The following is a 20,925-nucleotide window of genomic DNA, read 5'->3' as shown; positions in this document are numbered from 1 at the left end:
ATCAAGATGTTTAGACAGAAAATATTATCTTTGCTTCATCAAAAAAAAGCATTTTTATGATAGATTACGATTATTACACAGCCGAAGCTATTACCCTGCTACAAGCTCTAATTGGCATTCCGTCTATCAGCCGGGAAGAAGAAGCTGCTGCAGACTTTCTACAAAACTACATCGAAGCTACAGGTATTATGACCGGACGTTCGGGAAATAACATTTGGTGTATCAGCCCGATGTTCGACATCAACCGTCCTACCATTCTTCTGAATTCACATATCGATACTGTAAAACCTGTTCAGGGATGGCGCAAGCAACCCTTTACAGCCAAGATGGATAATGGCAAACTTTATGGATTAGGAAGCAACGATGCAGGTGCCAGTGTAGTTTCTTTATTCCAGACCTATCGTTATCTTAGCAGTACCCAGCAAAAATATAATCTCATCTTCCTTGCCTCATGCGAAGAAGAAGTATCGGGTAAAAATGGAATAGAAAGCGTTTTGCCACAACTGCCTCCTATTACATTGGGAGTAGTAGGAGAACCTACAGAGATGAATCCGGCCATTGCCGAAAAAGGATTAATGGTACTGGATGTAACTGCACGAGGAAAAGCAGGACATGCGGCACGTGAAGAAGGAGAAAATGCTATTTACAAAGTACTCGATGATATCAACTGGTTCCGTAGCTACCGTTTTCCGAAGGAATCATCTTTATTGGGACCGGTAAAGATGACCGTCACACAAGTTAATGCCGGTACACAGCATAACGTAATTCCTGATTTATGCACTTTCGTTGTGGATATCCGGAGCAATGAATTCTATTCAAACGTCGAACTATTAGAAGAAATCAAGACTCACATCAGTTGTGAGGCTAAAGCCCGTTCTTTCCGTTTGAATTCATCACGCATTTCTCCTGAGCATCCCTTTGTAAGAAGAGCTGTTGAATTAGGAAAAGTGCCATACGGATCGCCGACTCTCTCCGATCAGGCTTTAATGCCTTTCCCTTCGGTTAAAATTGGCCCGGGAAAATCATCCCGTTCGCATACAGCCGATGAATATATTTTAGTCAGCGAAATAGAAGAGGCAATAAAAACCTATATTGACATTTTAGACGGACTGGAACTCTAAGACATTAAAAAGGGAAACGGAATTTACGAAGTTCAGCACGCAGACGAAGAGATTGTCCTTCGGTCATGCTGTCAAGTAAAGTCCAAAATGCTTCCCCATGATTCATTTCACGGGTATGTGCAAGTTCATGTAAAATCACATAATCCATCAACTTAGAAGGTACCAGCATCAAATAACAGGAAAGACTAATAGTACGCGTAGCTGTGCAACTTCCCCAACAGGTTCGGGCACCAGTTATGCGTACTTTTTTATAGGGCAATCCATAACGCTCGGACCAGAACCGAAGAAGAGGAGGCAAATAAGAAGATGCTGCTTTTTTCAAGGCTCTGATTATGGCATTACGCACCAGCTTTTGGACTTCCTCTTTCGAAAAATCAGTATCACGCGGACAATATATATTTATCCCCTCTTCCGTTTGCCGGAGCATGAAGCATTTCATGTCACCAGGTACCAAAGACAGGCGAAAACATTCAGATTGAATAGAAAAATTAAAGTCAATCTTCTTCACTGCTACTTTGCGGAAATCTTCCAACAGCCGTTCTCTATAAGAAGACAGTACAGCCATCACTCTATCGGTCTTACTGTAAGGAGGAACGGTAACATACAGCCCATCTGGCTTTACACGCATCGTAATATTGCGAGCCAAACGGCGGGAACGGAGTATGATATATCCGAAATCCGGATCGGGTATGATTCTTTTAGTTGCCATAATTATGAGTACAAAGATAAAGAAAGAAAGGTTACTGCTCACGCGGTAACCTTTCCCAATTTATTGAGTTAGTAATTTAATTTGAGAGAATTGAAACTTCACAGCCTCTAAAACAATTTTAAGCACTAACTATTATATATAAAAGCAAATGAAAATGTTATTTCGTTATTCCTCCACATCCAATCCTTGAGACATATCCATCGGTATAGCCAAGGTATCAGATTCATACGCAACTTGTGGAGTTTTCTGGTGATGTTCATATTCGTCATACACATATACAACACCTGCTTTCTCCTCACTGACAGAATGTTTCACCACTCCTCCTACCAGAAAAAGAAACGCTACTACAGCAGCAGCCTTAAACAAGGGCATAAAACGGGAATGCAAGCTAAGATGCTTGGCTTTGACTACAGGTCTTTCTATTTCAGCCAATACACGACGGTCAAAATCCTCGCCTAACCCGACTTTCTTTTCTTCTTCCTGATAGATAAACAATGACCGATAAGGCAACAAATGAACAGGAATATCTTTTTGCTTGAAGAAAGAACGGAGAATCTGCTCTTCTTCGATAGAAGTCTCACAAATCCAGTAACGCTCCAACAGCTGTTCAATATACTTATAGTCCATATCTTATTAAATCATTGTATTTCATTTTAATCCGTTGCCGTGCCCTAAAAAGATTTACTTTTACCTGTTCCTCCGTTAGGTGCATAATCTCGGCAATTTCTTTATAGCTTTTTTCTTCCACATCACGCAACTGTAACATTGTACGCTGCTTTTCCGGAAGATCATTGATGAGCCGGTGAATCAGACTTAACTGTTCCTGTTGTTCCAATTGCTCATCAGGTCGCAACGCATCTGAAATCTCCTGCATTTCAGGTAGCAATTCTTCATGCCGGGCATCCATCTTCTGACTACGATCTATTGCCAAGTTTCTGGCAACCGTCAGACAGTAAGCCTCCACAGACTCGAATTGTTTCCATTCCTCGCGCTTATTCCAAACCCGAATCATGGTATCTTGTACAATATCTTCCGCTTCTGCACTGTCCAGTGTTATACGAAGTGCCAACCTGTACAATTTATCCTTCAGCGGTAATATATCGTTTCGAAAACTGATTTCTTGCATTGCTTTCTATAACAATGACGGGTGAATGACCCCAAAGTTACACCCACCCGTCTATTTTTTTCATTTTTTTCTAATTACTGTTCCTTCTTGCCTGTGGATAGCTGAAGCTTGTGTGATAACAACCTGACTGACTCCCGCTTCTACAGCCGAAAAAGAATTTTCCAGTTTAGGAATCATTCCTCCCTGTATAATTCCTTCGGATACATACTGTTCAAACAATTCGGGAGTAATAACGGGAATTACACTATCATCATCGTTTTCATCACGCAGCACTCCTTTTTTCTCAAAGCAGTAAACCAAAGTCACATCAAACTCTTCAGCCAATGCTTTTGCTGTTTCTCCGGCAATAGTATCGGCATTGGTATTCAGCATAGAACCTGCTCCATCGTGAGTAAGAGGTGCCATAACAGGTACTATTCCCTGACGAATCAGATTGGCCAATACAGAAGCATTCACAGCCTTCACATCGCCTACATAACCATAATCCACCTCTTTCACCGGACGTTTTTCCGAACGAATCACATCCATATCTGCTCCTGTCAATCCAATGGCATTGACACCCTTAGCCTGAAGACCAGCTACAATATTTTTATTAACCAATCCTCCATATACCATTGTCACTACTTTCAACGTCTCCAAATCGGTAATACGGCGTCCGTTTACCATACGGCTTTCAATACCCAGTTGAGCAGCTATTTTGGTAGCCGAACGTCCACCGCCGTGTACCAATAGTTTATAGCCAGGTATTGTAGAGAAATCAGTCAAAAGCTGATTCAAGGTTTCAGATTCTTCTACAATCTTACCACCTACTTTTATCACTGTCAGTTTTTCTTTCATAATCCACAACAAATACAAAGTCAGAATGAAAGGTTGATTTTATAATGAGCAGACTCATCATCCTTTCATTCCGACTGCTATTTTATTCCAAATATGTATATCCGTAAAGTCCGGAACGATAATTCGCAAGGAACTCTTTACCTTCTTCAAGCGAAATCTTACCTTCTTTTACAGACTTGGTTACCCATGTCTCCAAAGTACGTACCAGTTTCTTCGGATTATACTGTACATAATCCAAAACCTCTGCTACAGTTTCACCGTCAATAATCTGATCGATAGAATATCCTTTTTCGTTTACACTTACGTGCACGGCATTGGTATCACCAAACAGGTTGTGCATATCACCCAAGATTTCCTGATAAGCTCCCACCAAAAATACGCCGATGTAATAAGATTCCTTTCCTTTCAGAGTATGTACCGGCAAATCATGCGATACATTACGTGTAGAAACGAAGTTGGCAATCTTTCCGTCCGAGTCGCAAGTTATATCCTGCAGAGTAGCTGTACGATCCGGGCGTTCATCCAAACGCTGAATAGGCATAATCGGGAAAATCTGGTCGATAGCCCATGAATCCGGCAACGACTGGAACAAAGAGAAGTTACAGAAATATTTATCTGCAAGCAACTTATCCAGTTTACGGAATTCATCGGGAGCATGTTTCAATCCAGAAGCAATCTGATTGATTTCCCGTGTCACCGACCAATACAGACGTTCTATCTGCGCACGTGTCTTCAGGTCTACAATACCATGGCTGAACAAATCCAATGTTTCCTCACGAATCTGTTGTGCATCGTGCCATGCCTCCAACATACGGCTCTGATTCAAGTTATCCCAAATCTGATACAGTTCATGAACCAGCTCATGATCATCGGGACTAACCTCAAAATCATCATCCATCTCTGGGAGAGAAGCTGTTTCGAGCACCTCAAAAATCAATACAGAATGATGTGCAGTCAACGAACGTCCACTTTCTGTAATGATATTTGGATGAGGTATATTATTCTTATTGCTGGCGTCTACCATAATTGAAATAGAGTCGTTTACATATTCCTGAATGGAATAGTTGACACTACTTTCACTGTTGGAAGAACGGGTTCCGTCGTAATCCACACCTAAACCGCCACCTATATCGACAAACTCCACAGGGAAGCCTAACTGATGAAGCTGTACATAGAACTGTGAAGCCTCACGCAAGGCGGTCTTGATACGACGAATCTTTGTAACCTGACTACCAATATGAAAATGAATCAGCTTAAGACAGTCTTTCATATCTTTCTTCTCAATGAAATCGAGAGCCTCAAGCAACTCACTGGAAGTCAAGCCAAATTTGCTGGCATCTCCTCCACTGTCTTCCCATTTACCGCTACCGGAAGAAGCCAGTTTAATACGGATACCAATATTAGGACGTACATTCAACTGCTTGGCCATGCGCGCAATCAAACGCAACTCATTCATTTTTTCCACTACAAGGAAAATACGTTTTCCCATTTTCTGAGCCAACAAAGCCAGCTCGATATAGCTTTCGTCCTTATACCCGTTACATATAATCAAAGAGTCCGAGTCGGTATTAATTGCAATTACAGCATGCAACTCAGGTTTTGAACCGGCTTCCAGTCCAAGATTGAACTTCTTTCCATGACTGATGATTTCCTCTACCACCGGACGCATCTGATTCACCTTAATAGGATAGATAATAAAGTTCTGTGCTTTATATCCATATTCTTCAGAAGCAATGGAAAAACAGTTTGAGATTTTTTCGATACGATTATCCAGAATATCAGGAAAACGTACCAGCATAGGGGCAGTCACATCTCTCAGCTGCAGTTCATCTACCAGTTCTTTCAAGTCGACAGCCACTCCATTTTTACGGGGAGTAACCACCACGTGACCTTTCTCATTAATACCAAAGTAAGAAACTCCCCACCCTGTAATGTTGTAGAGTTCCTCAGAATCTTCAATACGCCATTTTCTCATTTCACAACATAAAAAGACTACGTTTATACTTAATTTAATAACAGTGTTTTCAATCTTTGTACCGAACAGCTAATCTGTTCTCTATCTTCCAGGCTTTCCGCATTAAAAACATATTTAGCCTGCGAATAGAACGGGACTCGAATCCTCAATGCATTCTGAATCACATCCATCAGTTCTTCGTCCGATTTATCCATCAGAAGAGGTCTTTTACTCTTTGCTATCTTCAAGCGCCGGAACAATACTTCCGGAGAAGCGTCCAGAAAAACAGTTTCTCCCTTCCCGTTCATATACTCCATATTGTCGAAGAAACAAGGTGTACCTCCTCCACATGCGATTATCACATCCTCAAACTCGGCCACTTCGTGAAGCATGTTTCTTTCTATCTCCCGGAAGCCATCTTCTTTCCGTTCTTCGAACAGTTCTTGCACTGTCTTATGGAAACGTTCTTCAATATACCAGTCTAAATCGATGAATTGCAGTTGCATGGCACGGGCATACGCCTTTCCCAGCGTGGTCTTGCCCGACCCCATGTAACCTATTAAAAATATACGTTTCATGCCTTTCTCTTAGCGGTTGAACGTGTTTTACGTACTTCAGCCTTTTCTTTCTGCAACTCAATAACCTTAAAGCAGGTTTCAATATTCAGGTCAGACGGTTCTATGTTCGACGGAATCTTATAATTCTTCTTCTGATAAGAAATATAAGGCCCATAACGACCATTCAGAATCTGAAGATCAGGTTCTTCGGCAAAAGTCTTGATTACCTTCTGTGCATCAGCCTGCTGTTTGTTTCGGATAAGAGTAAGAGCCTCATCCAATGTAATTTCCAAAGGATTTGTAGTCTTAGGAATTGAAACAAACATATCCCCATAATGTACATAAGGTCCGAAACGTCCTTCGCCGATAATCACTGTTTTTCCCTCTACTTCACCCAAATTACGAGGCAGTTTAAACAGGTCTAAGGCTTCTTCCAGGGTGATTGTTTCCAAAGAATATTCCTTTTTCAACTGGGCAAACTTAGGTTTCTCTTCATCGTCTACCGTTCCAATCTGCACCACAGGACCAAATCGGCCAATCTTCACCGATACCTGTTTTCCAGTCTTCGGATCTGTACCCAAGATACGTTCTCCCACACGATGTTCAGACTTCGAAGTCAAGGTCTTTTCCACCAGCGGATGGAAACCTTCGTAGAAGTGTTCCATAACTCCGGTCCATTCCTTTTCTCCATCTGCTATTTCGTCGAATTCTTTTTCTACGCTGGCCGTAAAATTATAATCCATAATCTGAGGGAAGTACTCTATCAGGAAGTCGTTGACCACAATACCGACATCGGTAGGCAGCAATTTAGACTTCTCACTGCCAGTCAGTTCGGTACGTGTACTTTCCGAAATCACTCCCTCTTCCAGTTTCAATATCGTATAATCACGTTTTACACCTTCCCGGTTTCCTTTTTCCACATATCCACGTTGCTGCACAGTAGAAATAGTAGGAGCATAAGTAGACGGACGACCGATACCCAGTTCTTCCAATTTGCGCACCAAGCTGGCTTCTGTATAGCGGGGAGGACATTGAGAGAAGCGCTCTGTAGCAGTAATAGTCTTACATTCCAGTGTCTGACCTACTTTCATAGTAGGCAACAGACGGCTTTCATCCTCCTGTTCTACTTCTTCGTCGTACGATTCTTTATATACTCGCAAGAAACCATCGAACATCACCACTTCTCCTACAGCAATAAACTTGTCTGCCTGTCCGCTGATACCAATCGTTGCTGTTGTTTTCTCCAGTTCGGCATCGGCCATCTGAGAAGCCAGTGTACGTTTCCATATCAATTCATACAAACGCTGTTCCTGGCTCGTACCTTCTATTTTGTCAGTCGACATATAGGTAGGACGAATGGCTTCGTGTGCTTCCTGAGCCCCTTTTGTCTTAGTCGTAAAGTGTCGTGTCTGCACATAGCGCTCTCCCATCAATGAGGTAATAGTCTCGCGACTGGTATTCAAAGCCAAATCAGAAAGATTCACCGAGTCTGTACGCATATAGGTAATCAATCCGCTTTCATACAGACGCTGTGCCAGCATCATGGTCTGTGCAACCGTATACCCCAACTTACGTGCCGCTTCCTGCTGCAATGTAGAAGTGGTAAACGGTGCAGCCGGTGATTTCTTGACCGGACGTGTAGTAATATCTTCAATTGTAAAAGTCGATTTCTTGCATTTTTCAAGAAAAGCATTTGCCTCCTCTTTGGTCTTGAATCTTTGTCCCAGGTCGGCTCTGATTTCGGCTCCATCTGCATTATTGAATACAGCAGTCACCCGATACGATGCTTCGCTGACAAAAGCCTGCACTTCTCTTTCCCGTTCTACGATAAGACGGACAGCTACAGACTGTACACGTCCGGCAGAAAGAGCCGGTTTGATTTTCTTCCACAGGATAGGTGAAAGTTCAAAACCCACAATACGGTCGAGAATACGACGGGCCTGCTGGGCATTGACCAAATCAATATTTATATCACGAGGATTTTCGATTGCCTTTAGAATTGCATTTTTCGTAATTTCATGGAATACAATACGCTTTGTCTTCTGAGGATCCAGTTGCAACACCTCAAACAAATGCCAAGATATAGCTTCTCCTTCCCGGTCTTCATCGGATGCCAGCCATACCATATCCGCTTTTTTGGCAGCAGCCTTCAGTTCTCTTACTATCTTTTCCTTATCCTCTGGAACTTCATAGAGAGGCTTAAAGTCATTCTTCACATCAATACTGAATGATTTTTGCTTCAAATCCCGAATATGTCCATAGCTGGAAAGCACTTTATAGTCACTTCCCAAAAACTTTTCTATCGTCTTTGCCTTTGCCGGAGATTCGACTATTACTAAATTATTCTGCATAATTCAAAGTATTCCATAAATATTTTCCGGACAAATGTAAAAAAAAAGCAGAATCACACCATTATAATAAGGTATGTTTCTGCTTTTTTTCGTACTTTTTGTGATTTAGCGCCTATAAATAGAACTGCATATTACATCCCTGCAAGATATATTTCTTTTCATTACTGTTCCCAAAGCCCATTGATTCCATGCCATAATCAGACCTGTCTGATTTTGCATCCGACGCCGGCGATTATACATACAACGACGTCGGATACAAATTCAGCGTCGTTGACTATACAAACGACGACGACGGATATAGCCTGCACTTCATCACAATAAGCCATCCGTTCATTACTTTTTCCCTATAGTTTTCTTACAGACGAACAGATTACATTTCCTGATCCCATAAAAAAACTGGCCTCGCACAAGCGAAGCCAGTTCTGAATTTACAATCATCTTAATATTTATCGGACGACAAAACCTTCCGGTAACCTTGCATCAGAAAGCAAAGCTTAATCCTCCCATTGCATAAAAGCCTTGTACGGGACATCCTACTTCTGTAACATAGTTTTTGTTCAGCAAATTATTCAGACGAACAAATACATCTACACGCTGGAACAAGCGGTAATCGGCCCATAAGCTCAAATCATTCACCGGGTCTGCTTTCTTCAAGGTTCCTGCCTGACTACGTCCCTCATAACAATATTTCATTGAAGCATACAAATCAGACAAAATCTTTACCCTAGCCGAGACATTAAATTCGTAGTTGGGTTTCAACACCAATAAGGGTTCTGTCTCCTGATTCATATTCCAGTTATAATAAGTTGCCTCCACATCAAGATTTACCCAATCTTTGTAAGTATATCCAATGCGTCCTCCTGCATAAGCTGTTTTTGCCTTTGCCTGCTCCATCAAGCTGTATACAGAAAACAGTTCGTCTTTTACGATACGGTATCCTCCGAACAAATTAAATCCGAATCCGGCAACGGGAGAACCTTTCACTCCCAACCGGGCATCCAGCGGTGTATGTGTACTGCGTATCTGCTCTTCACTCATCCAGTAAGGCGACATTTCGTTCAAACGACGGAAATCACTCAAGGTCGTACCTCCAATAGCCTGTATATAGAATTTATAAGTATCAGCAAAGGTATAACCGAAATGTGCATCAGGAGCGAATTTAATACCACTTCCATTCGAAGTCTGTGCATCTACATGCGCTCCAAGACGCAAGTCGATGACTTCATTATTCCATTTATAATATGGATTTACCTGAACCAAAGTATAGTCTTTCAAATCCGAATTATAGAACACATTATCCATTGCAAAATCAATGCCGACAGTATGTTCTTCCTGCAGCGTTCCCCATATCTGACCTACGGTATGTACCAAACCTTCGGTAGTACCGGGGAAATAAGGCATAGCATACTTACGTTTGAAGCTCTGAAAACCAGTCTGCAGACTGAATTGCACCGGAAGTGTTTCATCTTTCGATGTAACTTTCGCATACACATCGGCCAAAGTGAAATGCTGACTGTCGGAAGTCCAGGGTTCTCCTCCTTCATTCAAGACAGGTAAAACGTAATTGAACACCTGAGAGCCGAAAGCTCCTCCCAACTGCATGAATACGCGGTTGAATTCATGTTTATAATCGAGTAACACGTCTGTACGGAAAAAACGGGATTTCCAGTCTTCTTCCAGCCTTTCATATGGAATTTTTCCATTCATTCCATACAATGTTCCCATTACATTCAACTGGTCGCGTGAAGTAATATCCCACATATAACTTAACTTCACATCAGTATTATTCCGGTTTCCATAGGCTGCACGCACATATCCCTTATAAGGAGATTTTTGCTTTGCATTATATGTAATTACCGGTATCGGCTCTCCCTGCCAGCCCGATAAAGGACGTACAGCAGTAGCATAGTCGATATGCTGTTTTGCTACGGCTGGTTCTTCAACCTTCGGAAGCACATTTACCTTGAAAGCATCCATTACCTCCGGATTATACTGATTTTCTACTACCACAGTCCGGGTGAGTGTAGAGTCTTTAGCTTCTTCCTGTGCACATAATACCGAGGTAAACAACACCCCAGCACCTGTCAATATCATTTTTATCTGATTCATTGTCTTCATTCTCCTTTGTTAAGATTAGCCAAACGTGATTCTATCATCTGGGCAATATCATCCTCTGCCTGATAATTCTGCTGCAAAGACAACAGATATTGTTTTGCCTCTAATTTGCGGTCCAGACGTACATATACATCCGAAAGCAGGATAAAGCCGCGGGCCAGCCAGTATGTATGCGGCGTGCTCACTTCAATGTATTCCAAAACCTCTTTTTCTGCCTTTGCAGTTTCGCCCGCATTGAAATAAAGCTGTGCCACCAGGTATTTGGCTTCCGCTCCATACACATTACGTGTATCTTTGGCCAGCACTGTAAGGTCTTGCAATGCTTCCTTTGTTTCTCCTGCTTCCAGGAAGGCTTTTGCACGATAGTAATGAGCTTCATTGCTTAACTCCGGAGCCAGTTTACTTTCCGCCAGCAATGCCGAAGCAACGGCTATCACTTCTTTTCCATCGTTCAGCAAGTAAGCACTGCGCAAAGCACCTGTTTCTGCCGACAGTCTTTCTTCCTGAGAAACGGCACGGTCTATCATCCGTTTATACAGTTCCAATGCACGGCCGTAATCCTTTGCATCATATGCCATCACTGCACACATGCTCATGGCCTCTCCAGAGAATTTGTTGTTCGGATATTCTATGACTTTATTTAAATGCGCTGTAGCCTCGGTCCAGTTTTTCTGGTTATAACCTATCAGTCCGAGATAATAATGTGCATCTACACTGAAAGCTCCTTCAGGGAAAGACTGCAGGTAGCGTGTAAAGCTGCTTTGAGCTTCACTGATATTACCTCGCATGTAGACTCTTTCTGCTGCGACATAAGTCAACGAATCTCTTTCGTTCACATCGAAATTCGCTCCTCCAGGTATAGATGTCGCAAATGCCATATAATCGTCTACCTTATTCAAGTCGATGTAAATAGAACGCAAGTCACGTTGTGCCAGGCGAGCCTCATCACTGCCCGGATATTTTGTGATAACAGTTTTATAAGCCTCTATTGCCGCAGCGTACTGATCGTTCTGATAATACAGAAGACCGATTTCATTGGCAGCCTTACGAGACAAAGGACTATCCGGGAAGCGTTCTACAAGGAGTTTATAGCGCTTCACTGCATTTTCGCTATCTTCCAGTTGTACAAATGCGCGTCCTTGTTCATAAAGAGCATCGTCCAAATACTGTGAAGACGGATAGGCTGTTATCATCTGATTCAAAGTTTGAATCTTACCTGTATAATTACGCTGCAAGCCTTTCACAAATGCTTCCTGGAATAAAGAGTAGTCGCCCAATGAAGTATCGGTAGCAGCTGCTTTGGCATACATCTGCTGAGCAGTTTCGAAGCTACGGGCATAGAAATTACAGTCACCCAAACGGTTATACGCATCAGCCATCACTGTAGCCTGCAACGAGACTCCCGACTGTACACAACGGGCAAACCATGTTTGAGCTGAGCTATACTGTTTCTGCTTAAATGCAGTATAGCCTAAATTGTACAAAGCCAATCCATACTCTTCTGTTCTTTTGTCTTGTGCAAACTCCAGATATTGACGGAAATCGGCAGCTGCCGCTGCATACTGTTCCAGTCTGTACTTAGACTCACCTCTCCAATAATAAGCATCTGCTTTGGTTTGCTGATTATAGCGTCCCAGTTGCAAAGATTGGGAGAAACACTCTATTGCATTCTCAAAGGCAGCCTGAGCAAAAGCCTGTGTACCTAAACGGAACAGCAGTTTCTGCTTTGCTTCTAATATACGTTCACCCGGCTGACTGATTTTTGCAATCGACTTCAAGGCAGCCATATAGCTACGAGTATTCATATAAACCTCTACAAGATAGTCGTTCACCTTGTCTGCATAAGCTGAATGAGGATATTCATTCAGAAAACGTTCAAAAACAGTCACCGATTCGGCAAAAGGAGAATAAGAGGTTTCATGGATACAAAGTGCATAGTTGTAAAGAGCCTGTTCTTTAACGGCAGCATCGTAATTGGTGGCCGAAGCCTGTTCAAAAGCCATACGTGCCTGATTACGCTCTTTCAGTTGCAAATAAGCCAATCCCATATGCAAATATGCATTCTGTGTCAACGCATCCTGCGTCGTAGTCACTTCTCCCAGTCGGGCTGCTGCTTTCGAATATACTCCTATTTGTGCATAGCTCATACCCAATTCATACAAAGCCTTACGGTCGGGATTCTTCACCTCCGAGCAATATACTTCCAGGTTTTGTACTGCTTGCATATAGTCTTTCATTCCATATGCCGCTTCTCCGGCAATGCGTTTCATCTGTACCGCATTCGGTTCGTCCGGATACGCTTCTACATATACTCCTGCAATGCGACGCGCCTGTTCATAATTCTCTTTTATCAGATAGATATCTGCGATATAATAAGGAGACAGTTTACGGTAATGTTCATCCGATTCTACCTCACGGAATCCTGCCAAAGCCTCATCGTAACGTTTCTGTACGTAGTCAATATAAGCCAGATTATACACTGCATCGGCATGATACTTTTCGCTCACTTCCTTCAAGATAGAAAACCACATGGAAGCTTCCTGCAAATTACCAATCTTCTGATAAGCAGTTGCCAAACGAAGGGTACAAACATCCCTCTCTTCGTTGGAAAGCAATTCCAAGTCGCAGCCTTTAAATGTAGCAATTGTTTCCAGGTATTTTTCCTGAAAGAAATAAGTCGATGCCAGTAAAGCCTGTACACGGTTTCTGTGGCGTGAATCCGGATAAGCATCCAGAAAGTTTTCCAACTGCTCCAGACGGTCGGAAGCATTCAGTTCATAAGCAGTACATGTCAGCATGTATGCTACTTCATCCGAAGTTTCGGTCTGTGAATTCTGTTTTACATATTGCATCAGCGTCTGTTGTGCAGCAGCATAGTCGTGACGCAAAAACAACTCTTTACCGTCGTCCAACAAGCGCCGGTTATTGGTCAAAGGTTCTGTCTGCTGTGCAGACACCACCAAAGGCAGGGCACACAAACATCCGGCTATCCATTTATATCTCTTTGTATTCATCAGTATAATCTCTTTTTATTTGTTTTTATTTGCATACTCCTTCAAAAAACGGGTAACCCCTCTACGTACCGAATCAAGACCAAACTCTTCGGGCTGAATGCTATCCAAAGGCATCCAAAAAGAATCGGCCACATCATCCATCGCACGCAGACGAGTATCATCGGCTATCTTGCACAAGAAGAACAAATCCAGCGTATGAACCAGAAAACCAGAATACAAGTATGTATTAGGCAAAGAAAACAGATATTCAGTATCAATAACCGTCAAGCCGGTTTCTTCCATTACCTCTCTTGCTACTCCTTCCTCACCGGTTTCATTCATATCGATAAATCCTCCCGACAAATCGAGTGTACCTTTTGCCGGTTCCTTTGCTCTGCGACATACCAACAGTTCATTGCGATGATTCAAAATAAATGCTACTGTAGCCGCACTCGAATTAAAATAGTAGGTAAAACCGCAGTCGTCACAATGTTTTGATTTTTCATTGTGTACCTCGAAATGAGACGAACCGCATTTGGGACAATACTTAAACTGTTCTAATGGATGCATGATTCTCTATTTTATTGAAACTCAAAATTACTAATTATTTAATTAATCCCATTATATACAGATAAAAAATACACTCCGAAAAACATCCATCTCTTACAGACAGGTTTTCGAAGTGTAGCAATAAAAAGTTTTTATTACCGGACCTCAGAATATGGCAAGATGCCTATTCCTATAGCAAATCAGCGTGCAGTTTCTTCTACAAACACTTTGCCATTTTTCTTCTGTATTTCCACGAGACTTCCTTTCGGATTCAAATTAAAGGGAGTAATCTCTTCGGTACGATTGTCTACCACCATCAGCATATTTTCTTCGGCAAAACGGTTGATTTGCAATTTCACCTCAGCCTCGGTCATTGTTTTGTTGAGCAACAGACTGTCGTTTACATAAACAGACAAGCTGTCGCCAGAAAAACTGCCGGCTACACAGATGGTGTATATACCCTCAAAAACTTGCTTTCCTCCCTCCTTGCGCTGAAAGCGGAAACCTAAATACAAAAACAGACAGACAATGAAAAAGACGCCAAAGGCCAAAATTCCATTGCCAACCATAAACTGCTTGTTACTATTGATGCTCTTATTACTCATATTCATTAAATTTTCAACAATACAAATGTAGACAAAAAAGAGGAATCATTGCGTCTCATTTCTGTATTTCAAGTAAAAAGTTTACATTTGTATATTATTGTTCTTAAAAATATTACTCGTATGAGACATTGCATTTTTATCCTTCTCACACTATTCCTATTCATATCCCCGATTCATGCGGCTACTACAGACACCCTCCACATTTACAGTCCGGTTATGGACCGAAAAATCAAAGTCAATGTAGTTGTCCCTAAAGATGTGAAGCCGAACAGTCCGGCCGTCTACCTTCTGCATGGATACAGTGGTAATGCCAATACATGGCTTATAATCAAACCAGAGCTAAAAGATTATGCAGATCAACACCAACTAATCATTGTCTGTCCGGATGGAGAAAACAGCTGGTATTGGGATAGTCCATTAAATCCCCGTTCACAGTTCGAAACTTTTATTTCCAAAGAATTGGTCGAATACATAGATTCCCATTACCCTACTCTTCCCAGTAAATATGCCCGTGCTATAGCTGGCCTAAGTATGGGCGGACATGGAGCCATGTGGTTGTCCATGCGTCACCCGGATGTATTTGGAGCAGCCGGAAGTATGAGTGGCGGAGTAGACATCCGTCCTTTTCCAGATAATTGGGAAATGAAAAAGCAAATCGGTGAAAAAAGCACTTATCCAGCACTTTGGGAGCAACATACAGCCATCAACCAAATCAACCGGATCAAACCTGGTGATGTGGACATGATTATTTGTTGCGGCTACGATGATTTCTTCTTTCAAGTAAATTGTGAATTTCATGAAAAGCTACTGGCTCACGGCATTCAGCATGAATTTCTGGTAAATGCAGGAGCTCACACCCTTGCTTATTGGGCGCACGTAATTGATTACGAAATGCTGTTTTTTATTAAGTACTTCCAAAACCATAAGCAACTTGCTTTTTCCAAAGGAAAAAACTAACTTTGTTTAAGCTTACACATTACTAAAACTACTTACATCTTATGAAAGAGTTTATAAAAATGGCTTTTGCCACAGTCGTAGGATTTCTTATCAGCGGCTTCTGTCTGATGATTTTAGGAATCATGTTCCTTGCAGCATTAGTTGCATCTACAGAAAATACAACAACTACCGTAAAAGACCGTTCGGTATTCGTTTTAGAATTAAATGGGAATGTGGCCGAACGTTATCAAACCAGTCCTTTAGACAAATTATTGGGTGAAGATTTTTCCACATATGGTTTGGATCAAATTCTAAGCTCTATCCGTAAGGCAAAAGAAAACGAGTCTATTGCGGGAATCTATATTGAAGCCGGCAATTTTGTTTGCCCTACTGCTTCACTGCAAGAAATCAGAAGAGCATTATTAGACTTTAAAGAATCAGGCAAATTCATCGTTGCTTATGGTGGAAACTACACACAAAGCACTTATTATCTGGCCAGTGTAGCAGATAATCTGGCAGTCAACCCTTCTGGTAGTATTGCCTGGCAGGGATTATCGGCACAGACTGTATTCCTTAAAGGTTTGCTGGAAAAAATTGGAGTTGAAATGCAGATTTTCCGTGTAGGTACTTATAAATCGGCTGTCGAACCATTTATCGCTCACGAAATGAGTGATGCTAACCGTAAGCAGACTGAAGTATTTATCGGATCTATATGGAATAATTTGGTAAACGATATTTCAGCCTCACGTCATATCACATCAGAAGAACTTAATGCACTGGCCGACAAGAACCTCAGTTTCTGTCCGGCACAAGAATACATCCAGACTAAACTGGCAGATAAACTGATGTATAAAGATGAAGTTCTGAGTTATCTGAAAACCCTGACCGGACGGACAGAAAAAGAAGAACTTCCTACACTGAGACTGGAAGACATGATTAATGTGCCCGAGACAGCATCAAAATCTAATCTTCACAAGGATCGTATTGCAATTTATTATGCATTTGGAGAAATAGACAACGGATCCAACACTTATGATGAGGGAATCAACTCCGAAGTTGTTATCAACGATTTACGCCGTCTGCGTGAAGACGACAAGATAAAAGCAGTTGTATTCCGTGTTAACTCTCCGGGAGGAAGTGCCTATGGTTCCGAACAAATCTGGCGTGAGATTTCATTGCTCAAAGAAGTCAAACCTGTTGTCGTTTCCATGGGCGACTATGCTGCATCCGGAGGATATTATATTTCTTGTGCAGCAAATTATATTTATGCCGAACCCACTACCATTACCGGTTCTATCGGTATTTTTGGTATGATTCCCAATGCACAAAAATTATTGGAAGATAAACTGGGATTGAGCTTCGACGGGGTAAAGACGAATAAACTTGCCGATTTAGGCGACTTCAGCCGCCCGTTCAATCAGGAAGAATCTGCACTCGTACAACAAATGGTAAATCAGGGATATGCATTGTTTACCCAACGTTGCGCCGATGGCCGCCGGATGCCGATAGAGAAAATACAGGAAATTGCAGAAGGCAGAGTTTGGACAGGAGAAGATGCAAAGAAGCTGAATCTGGTAGACGAATTAGGAGGTATCAACCAGGCTGTTGAAAAAGCAGCGTCGTTGGCAGAACTTACTGAATACAGTATTCAGAGCTATCCTGCGCAAGAAGACAAATGGTTCCGTTTGCTGGACTTGAAGTCTGACCATTATATCCAGAGTCAGATTCGTTCGGCTTTTGGTGATTTCTATCCAAGTGTACGCTTTATGCAGCAAATCAAGCACGCAGACCGTATACAGGCCCGTCTGCCATTCGAACTGAGCATTAACTAATCACATAAACACCGGAATGAAAGAGAAGTCTATTAAAATATATTATCCGTTACTTCCTCTGTCAGCCTTGTATCGTATTGGGGTAAGCATACGAAACAAGTTGTTCGACTGGGGGATACTTCATGCACAGTCTTTTCCTCTTCCGGTAATCAGTGTAGGCAACATCACAGTAGGCGGAACAGGAAAAACTCCTCATACGGAATATCTGATCCGTATGCTTGAAACAGATTATCATGTAGCCGTATTGAGCAGAGGATACAAGCGCAAATCGAAAGGTTTTGTACTGGCAGAGAGTAGTACTCCAATCGAACAGATTGGTGATGAACCGTTTCAGATGGCGCACAAGTTTCCTCGTATCCGTATGGCAGTAGATGCAGACCGTTGCCATGGAATCCGTTGCCTGACCGACGGACGGGTAAAACCACAGCCGGATGTTATCATTCTGGACGATGCTTTCCAGCACCGCTACGTTAAACCCGGCCTGTCTATTTTACTGATAGACTATCATCGCCCCATTTGGAAGGATTGTATGCTTCCGGCAGGAAGACTGCGAGAGCCACAATATGGGAAAAAGCGTGCAGATATTATTATTGTAAGTAAATGTCCTCCTACGCTGAATGAGCAAGAGCAAACGTTTCTACGACAGCAGATAGCTCCACACAAAGGTCAGGAGGTATATTTCACCACACTGGTATATGGCCAGTTGAAACCGCTTTTTGCAAAAGAAAAGCCGGAGCGTCCCCTACACAGTTTGCACAAAGAAGAACAGATACTTCTTGTTACGGGCATCGCCTCACCAGCTGCCATCATCCGTGAACTGCACAAATATGTAAGCCAAGTGGTGCCGGTTACTTTTCCGGACCATCATCATTTCACAGCGAATGATATGGACATTATACTGCAGAACTTCCGGCAACTACCGGAGCACAACCGACTTATCATCATCACAGAGAAAGATGCCGCCCGTCTTATCGATCATCCTCTTCTTTGTGAAGAACTGAAAGCTTACATCTATGTATTGCCTGTAGAAGTAAGTTTTCTGAACGAGCAAAAACAAATGTTTCACCAAAATCTTATAAGATATGTTACAGAAAATTCAAGAAACAGCTGCATTCCTCAAAGGTAAAATGCACACTCAACCGGAAACAGCCATTATTCTGGGCACAGGATTAGGTAGTTTAGTACACGAAATCACAGATAAATACGAAATCAACTATTCAGAAATACCCAACTTCCCCGTATCAACTGTAGAAGGTCATAGTGGCAAACTTATATTCGGTAAATTGGGAGGAAAGGATATTCTTGCCATGCAGGGACGCTTCCACTACTACGAAGGTTATTCGATGAAAGAAGTAACCTTCCCGGTACGTGTAATGCGCGAATTGGGCATCAAGACCTTGTTTGTATCCAATGCTTCAGGTGGTACAAATCCCAATTTTGAAATAGGCGACCTGATGATTATTACAGACCACATCAACTTCTTCCCCGAACATCCGTTGCGCGGAAAGAACATTGAATACGGTCCACGTTTCCCGGACATGAGTGAAGCTTACTCAAAAGAATTGATTGCACAAGCGCTCGAAATCGCAAAAGAGAAAGGTATCAAAGTACAACAGGGTGTATATATCGGAACACAAGGACCGACATTTGAAACTCCGTCGGAATACAAGATGTTCCGTATTTTGGGAGCGGATGCAGTAGGTATGTCTACCGTACCCGAAGTAATCGTTGCCAACCATTGCGGTATCCGTGTATTTGGAATTTCGGTCATCACCGACTTGGGAGTAGAAGGTAAGATTGTAGAAGTATCGCACGAAGAAGTACAACGCGCAGCAGACGAAGCACAGCCTCGCATGACAACCATTATGAGAGAACTTATAAACAAAGCTTAATATATGCACGAAGGACAGAGAACTGAAATTTCGACTGTGGGTGAGTTTGGGCTTATCAAGCACCTTACCCAAGATATCCAACTCCATAACCTGGAAACCAAGTATGGCATAGGCGATGACGCAGCCGTACTGGAGTTTTCGGACAAACAAGTACTTGTAACTACCGATCTATTGATGGAAGGAGTACATTTCGACCTTGTTTATACTCCTTTAAAACATTTGGGATACAAATCGGCTATGGTGAACCTTTCGGATATTTATGCCATGAACGGTACACCTAAACAGATTACTGTTTCACTGGCTGTATCGAAACGTTTCTGCATTGAAGACTTGGAAGAGTTTTATGCCGGTCTTCGCCTGGCTTGCGAACAGCACCATGTCGACATTGTAGGAGGAGATACGACTTCATCTGTAACCGGACTTGCCATCTCGATTACTTGTATCGGTGAAGCCGACAAGAATCAGGTGGTATATCGCAACGGTGCCAAAGAAACAGATTTGATTTGTGTATCGGGCGACTTGGGTGCAGCCTACATGGGACTTCAGCTGATGGAACGTGAAAAAGCAGTATTCCAGGGAGAAAAAGATGTTCAGCCCGACTTTGCAGGAAAAGAGTACTTGCTGGAACGTTTCCTGAAACCGGAAGCCCGCCGCGACATCATCGAGGAACTGGCAAAAGCAGGAATCAAACCAACTGCCATGATGGACATTTCCGACGGACTTTCTTCAGAACTGATGCACATCTGCTCGCAAAGCAAAACGGGATGCCGCGTATATGAAGAACGTATTCCTATCGACTATCAGACAGCAGTAATGGCCGAAGAGTTCAACATGAACCTAAGTACTTGTGCACTGAATGGTGGAGAAGACTACGAGTTGTTGTTTACAGTTCCACTGACCGATCACGAAAAAGTATCTGCACTCAAAGACGTGAAAGTTATTGGTCACATTACCAAACCGGAACTGGGCTGTGCACTGGTTACCCGTGATGGCAATGAGCTGGAATTGAAAGCACAGGGATGGAACCCTTTAAAAGAATAACAAAAATATCTTTTCAATACGAAAAAGAGGTTTGCATAGCCATTGCAACCTCTTTTTCTTGTATTCAACACCTCGAAAGAATAAAAAAGTAATTTTTTCATCATTTTATTGTCATAAAGTTTGCAGATTAAAAAACTTTACCTACCTTTGCAACCGCAAACGAGAAACAATGGTGCCATAGCTCAGTTGGTAGAGCAAAGGACTGAAAATCCTTGTGTCCCCGGTTCGATTCCTGGTGGCACCACAGAAACTCAAAGATGAATCCTCTGAAAGTTCACTTTCGGAGGATTCATTTTTTATATGCCTT

General features: G+C 42.2%; 17 protein-coding genes and 1 tRNA gene. 7 read left to right on the top strand and 11 right to left on the bottom strand.

The window, feature by feature from the left end; translation table 11 throughout:
* The first annotated feature begins 56 nt into the window (after positions 1-56).
* The gene (locus tag WKU26_RS08050) at positions 57-1,121 is read left to right on the top strand and encodes a M20 family metallo-hydrolase (protein WP_340321585.1); all 1,065 of its coding nucleotides are present in this window, start codon (positions 57-59) and stop codon (positions 1,119-1,121) included.
* Between the two features lie 4 nt (positions 1,122-1,125).
* Here the strand turns inward: WKU26_RS08050 and WKU26_RS08045 are convergent, their stop codons facing one another.
* From WKU26_RS08045 to WKU26_RS07995, 11 genes are all read right to left on the bottom strand, one after another.
* A complete protein-coding gene (locus tag WKU26_RS08045; RefSeq protein WP_340321584.1) occupies positions 1,126-1,830 on the bottom strand; it encodes a M48 family metallopeptidase in 705 nt (234 codons plus the stop codon).
* Between the two features lie 165 nt (positions 1,831-1,995).
* Positions 1,996-2,457 carry a hypothetical protein gene (locus WKU26_RS08040; protein WP_340321583.1) on the bottom strand — a complete coding sequence of 154 codons (462 nt, stop codon included), beginning with the start codon at positions 2,455-2,457 and terminating at the stop codon, positions 1,996-1,998.
* Positions 2,447-2,956 (bottom strand): RNA polymerase sigma factor, encoded by a 510-nt coding sequence (locus WKU26_RS08035; protein WP_340321582.1) that lies wholly within the window; start codon positions 2,954-2,956, stop codon positions 2,447-2,449. Before WKU26_RS08035 ends, WKU26_RS08040 begins: the two co-directional genes overlap by 11 nt.
* Positions 2,957-3,016: 60 nt before the next feature.
* Positions 3,017-3,793: an acetylglutamate kinase gene (gene argB, locus WKU26_RS08030; protein WP_178266037.1), complete on the bottom strand. Its 777-nt coding sequence runs from the start codon at positions 3,791-3,793 to the stop codon at positions 3,017-3,019.
* A gap of 82 nt (positions 3,794-3,875) precedes the next feature.
* Positions 3,876-5,768, bottom strand: coding sequence for a biosynthetic arginine decarboxylase (speA, locus tag WKU26_RS08025; protein WP_178266036.1), 1,893 nt, complete (start codon positions 5,766-5,768; stop codon positions 3,876-3,878).
* A 29-nt stretch (positions 5,769-5,797) separates the two neighbouring features.
* The gene (locus WKU26_RS08020; RefSeq protein WP_340321581.1) at positions 5,798-6,325 is read right to left on the bottom strand and encodes a shikimate kinase; all 528 of its coding nucleotides are present in this window, start codon (positions 6,323-6,325) and stop codon (positions 5,798-5,800) included.
* Positions 6,322-8,655: a type I DNA topoisomerase gene (gene topA / locus WKU26_RS08015; RefSeq protein ID WP_340321580.1), complete on the bottom strand. Its 2,334-nt coding sequence runs from the start codon at positions 8,653-8,655 to the stop codon at positions 6,322-6,324. Before topA ends, WKU26_RS08020 begins: the two co-directional genes overlap by 4 nt.
* Before the next feature lie 480 nt (positions 8,656-9,135).
* Positions 9,136-10,773 (bottom strand): TonB-dependent receptor, encoded by a 1,638-nt coding sequence (locus WKU26_RS08010; protein ID WP_340321579.1) that lies wholly within the window; start codon positions 10,771-10,773, stop codon positions 9,136-9,138.
* On the bottom strand, positions 10,770-13,784 hold the full coding sequence (locus WKU26_RS08005) for a tetratricopeptide repeat protein (RefSeq protein WP_340321578.1): 3,015 nt from the start codon (positions 13,782-13,784) through the stop codon (positions 10,770-10,772). Before WKU26_RS08005 ends, WKU26_RS08010 begins: the two co-directional genes overlap by 4 nt.
* A 15-nt stretch (positions 13,785-13,799) precedes the next feature.
* Entirely contained in the window at positions 13,800-14,333 is a 534-nt protein-coding gene (locus tag WKU26_RS08000) for an NUDIX domain-containing protein (RefSeq protein ID WP_340321577.1), read from the bottom strand.
* Between the two features lie 179 nt (positions 14,334-14,512).
* Positions 14,513-14,917: a hypothetical protein gene (locus WKU26_RS07995; RefSeq protein WP_340321576.1), complete on the bottom strand. Its 405-nt coding sequence runs from the start codon at positions 14,915-14,917 to the stop codon at positions 14,513-14,515.
* A gap of 120 nt (positions 14,918-15,037) precedes the next feature.
* Between WKU26_RS07995 and WKU26_RS07990 the strand changes: the two genes are divergently transcribed.
* From WKU26_RS07990 to WKU26_RS07965, 6 genes are all read left to right on the top strand, one after another.
* The gene (locus WKU26_RS07990; RefSeq protein WP_340321575.1) at positions 15,038-15,874 is read left to right on the top strand and encodes an alpha/beta hydrolase; all 837 of its coding nucleotides are present in this window, start codon (positions 15,038-15,040) and stop codon (positions 15,872-15,874) included.
* Positions 15,875-15,915: 41 nt separating this feature from the next.
* Positions 15,916-17,685 carry a signal peptide peptidase SppA gene (gene sppA / locus WKU26_RS07985; protein ID WP_340321574.1) on the top strand — a complete coding sequence of 590 codons (1,770 nt, stop codon included), beginning with the start codon at positions 15,916-15,918 and terminating at the stop codon, positions 17,683-17,685.
* A 16-nt stretch (positions 17,686-17,701) separates the two neighbouring features.
* Complete coding sequence (gene lpxK, locus WKU26_RS07980) at positions 17,702-18,811, top strand: tetraacyldisaccharide 4'-kinase (RefSeq protein WP_340321573.1); 1,110 nt, start codon at positions 17,702-17,704, stop codon at positions 18,809-18,811.
* On the top strand, positions 18,768-19,577 hold the full coding sequence (locus WKU26_RS07975; protein WP_269877247.1) for a purine-nucleoside phosphorylase: 810 nt from the start codon (positions 18,768-18,770) through the stop codon (positions 19,575-19,577). Before lpxK ends, WKU26_RS07975 begins: the two co-directional genes overlap by 44 nt.
* 3 nt (positions 19,578-19,580) lie before the next feature.
* On the top strand, positions 19,581-20,618 hold the full coding sequence (thiL, locus tag WKU26_RS07970) for a thiamine-phosphate kinase (protein WP_340321572.1): 1,038 nt from the start codon (positions 19,581-19,583) through the stop codon (positions 20,616-20,618).
* Between the two features lie 171 nt (positions 20,619-20,789).
* A tRNA-Phe gene (locus WKU26_RS07965) sits at positions 20,790-20,862 on the top strand.
* The last annotated feature ends 63 nt before the right edge of the window (positions 20,863-20,925 follow it).

The organism is Phocaeicola sp. HCN-40430 (genome assembly GCF_037890285.1).
Lineage (GTDB): Bacteria > Bacteroidota > Bacteroidia > Bacteroidales > Bacteroidaceae > Phocaeicola > Phocaeicola acetigenes.
This window is presented reverse-complemented; position numbering and strand designations above follow the sequence as displayed.

Coding starts and splice junctions, on each gene's coding strand:
- WKU26_RS08045 (WP_340321584.1), bottom strand. CDS start 1,830: ATGGCAACTAAAAGAATCATACCCGATCCGGATTTCGGATATATCATA.
- WKU26_RS08000 (WP_340321577.1), bottom strand. CDS start 14,333: ATGCATCCATTAGAACAGTTTAAGTATTGTCCCAAATGCGGTTCGTCT.
- sppA (WP_340321574.1), top strand. CDS start 15,916: ATGAAAGAGTTTATAAAAATGGCTTTTGCCACAGTCGTAGGATTTCTT.
- speA (WP_178266036.1), bottom strand. CDS start 5,768: ATGAGAAAATGGCGTATTGAAGATTCTGAGGAACTCTACAACATTACA.
- WKU26_RS08040 (WP_340321583.1), bottom strand. CDS start 2,457: ATGGACTATAAGTATATTGAACAGCTGTTGGAGCGTTACTGGATTTGT.
- WKU26_RS08050 (WP_340321585.1), top strand. CDS start 57: ATGATAGATTACGATTATTACACAGCCGAAGCTATTACCCTGCTACAA.
- topA (WP_340321580.1), bottom strand. CDS start 8,655: ATGCAGAATAATTTAGTAATAGTCGAATCTCCGGCAAAGGCAAAGACG.
- WKU26_RS08005 (WP_340321578.1), bottom strand. CDS start 13,784: ATGAATACAAAGAGATATAAATGGATAGCCGGATGTTTGTGTGCCCTG.
- WKU26_RS07975 (WP_269877247.1), top strand. CDS start 18,768: ATGTTACAGAAAATTCAAGAAACAGCTGCATTCCTCAAAGGTAAAATG.
- lpxK (WP_340321573.1), top strand. CDS start 17,702: ATGAAAGAGAAGTCTATTAAAATATATTATCCGTTACTTCCTCTGTCA.
- WKU26_RS08020 (WP_340321581.1), bottom strand. CDS start 6,325: ATGAAACGTATATTTTTAATAGGTTACATGGGGTCGGGCAAGACCACG.
- WKU26_RS07995 (WP_340321576.1), bottom strand. CDS start 14,917: ATGAGTAATAAGAGCATCAATAGTAACAAGCAGTTTATGGTTGGCAAT.
- WKU26_RS08010 (WP_340321579.1), bottom strand. CDS start 10,773: ATGAAGACAATGAATCAGATAAAAATGATATTGACAGGTGCTGGGGTG.
- WKU26_RS07990 (WP_340321575.1), top strand. CDS start 15,038: ATGAGACATTGCATTTTTATCCTTCTCACACTATTCCTATTCATATCC.
- thiL (WP_340321572.1), top strand. CDS start 19,581: ATGCACGAAGGACAGAGAACTGAAATTTCGACTGTGGGTGAGTTTGGG.
- argB (WP_178266037.1), bottom strand. CDS start 3,793: ATGAAAGAAAAACTGACAGTGATAAAAGTAGGTGGTAAGATTGTAGAA.
- WKU26_RS08035 (WP_340321582.1), bottom strand. CDS start 2,956: ATGCAAGAAATCAGTTTTCGAAACGATATATTACCGCTGAAGGATAAA.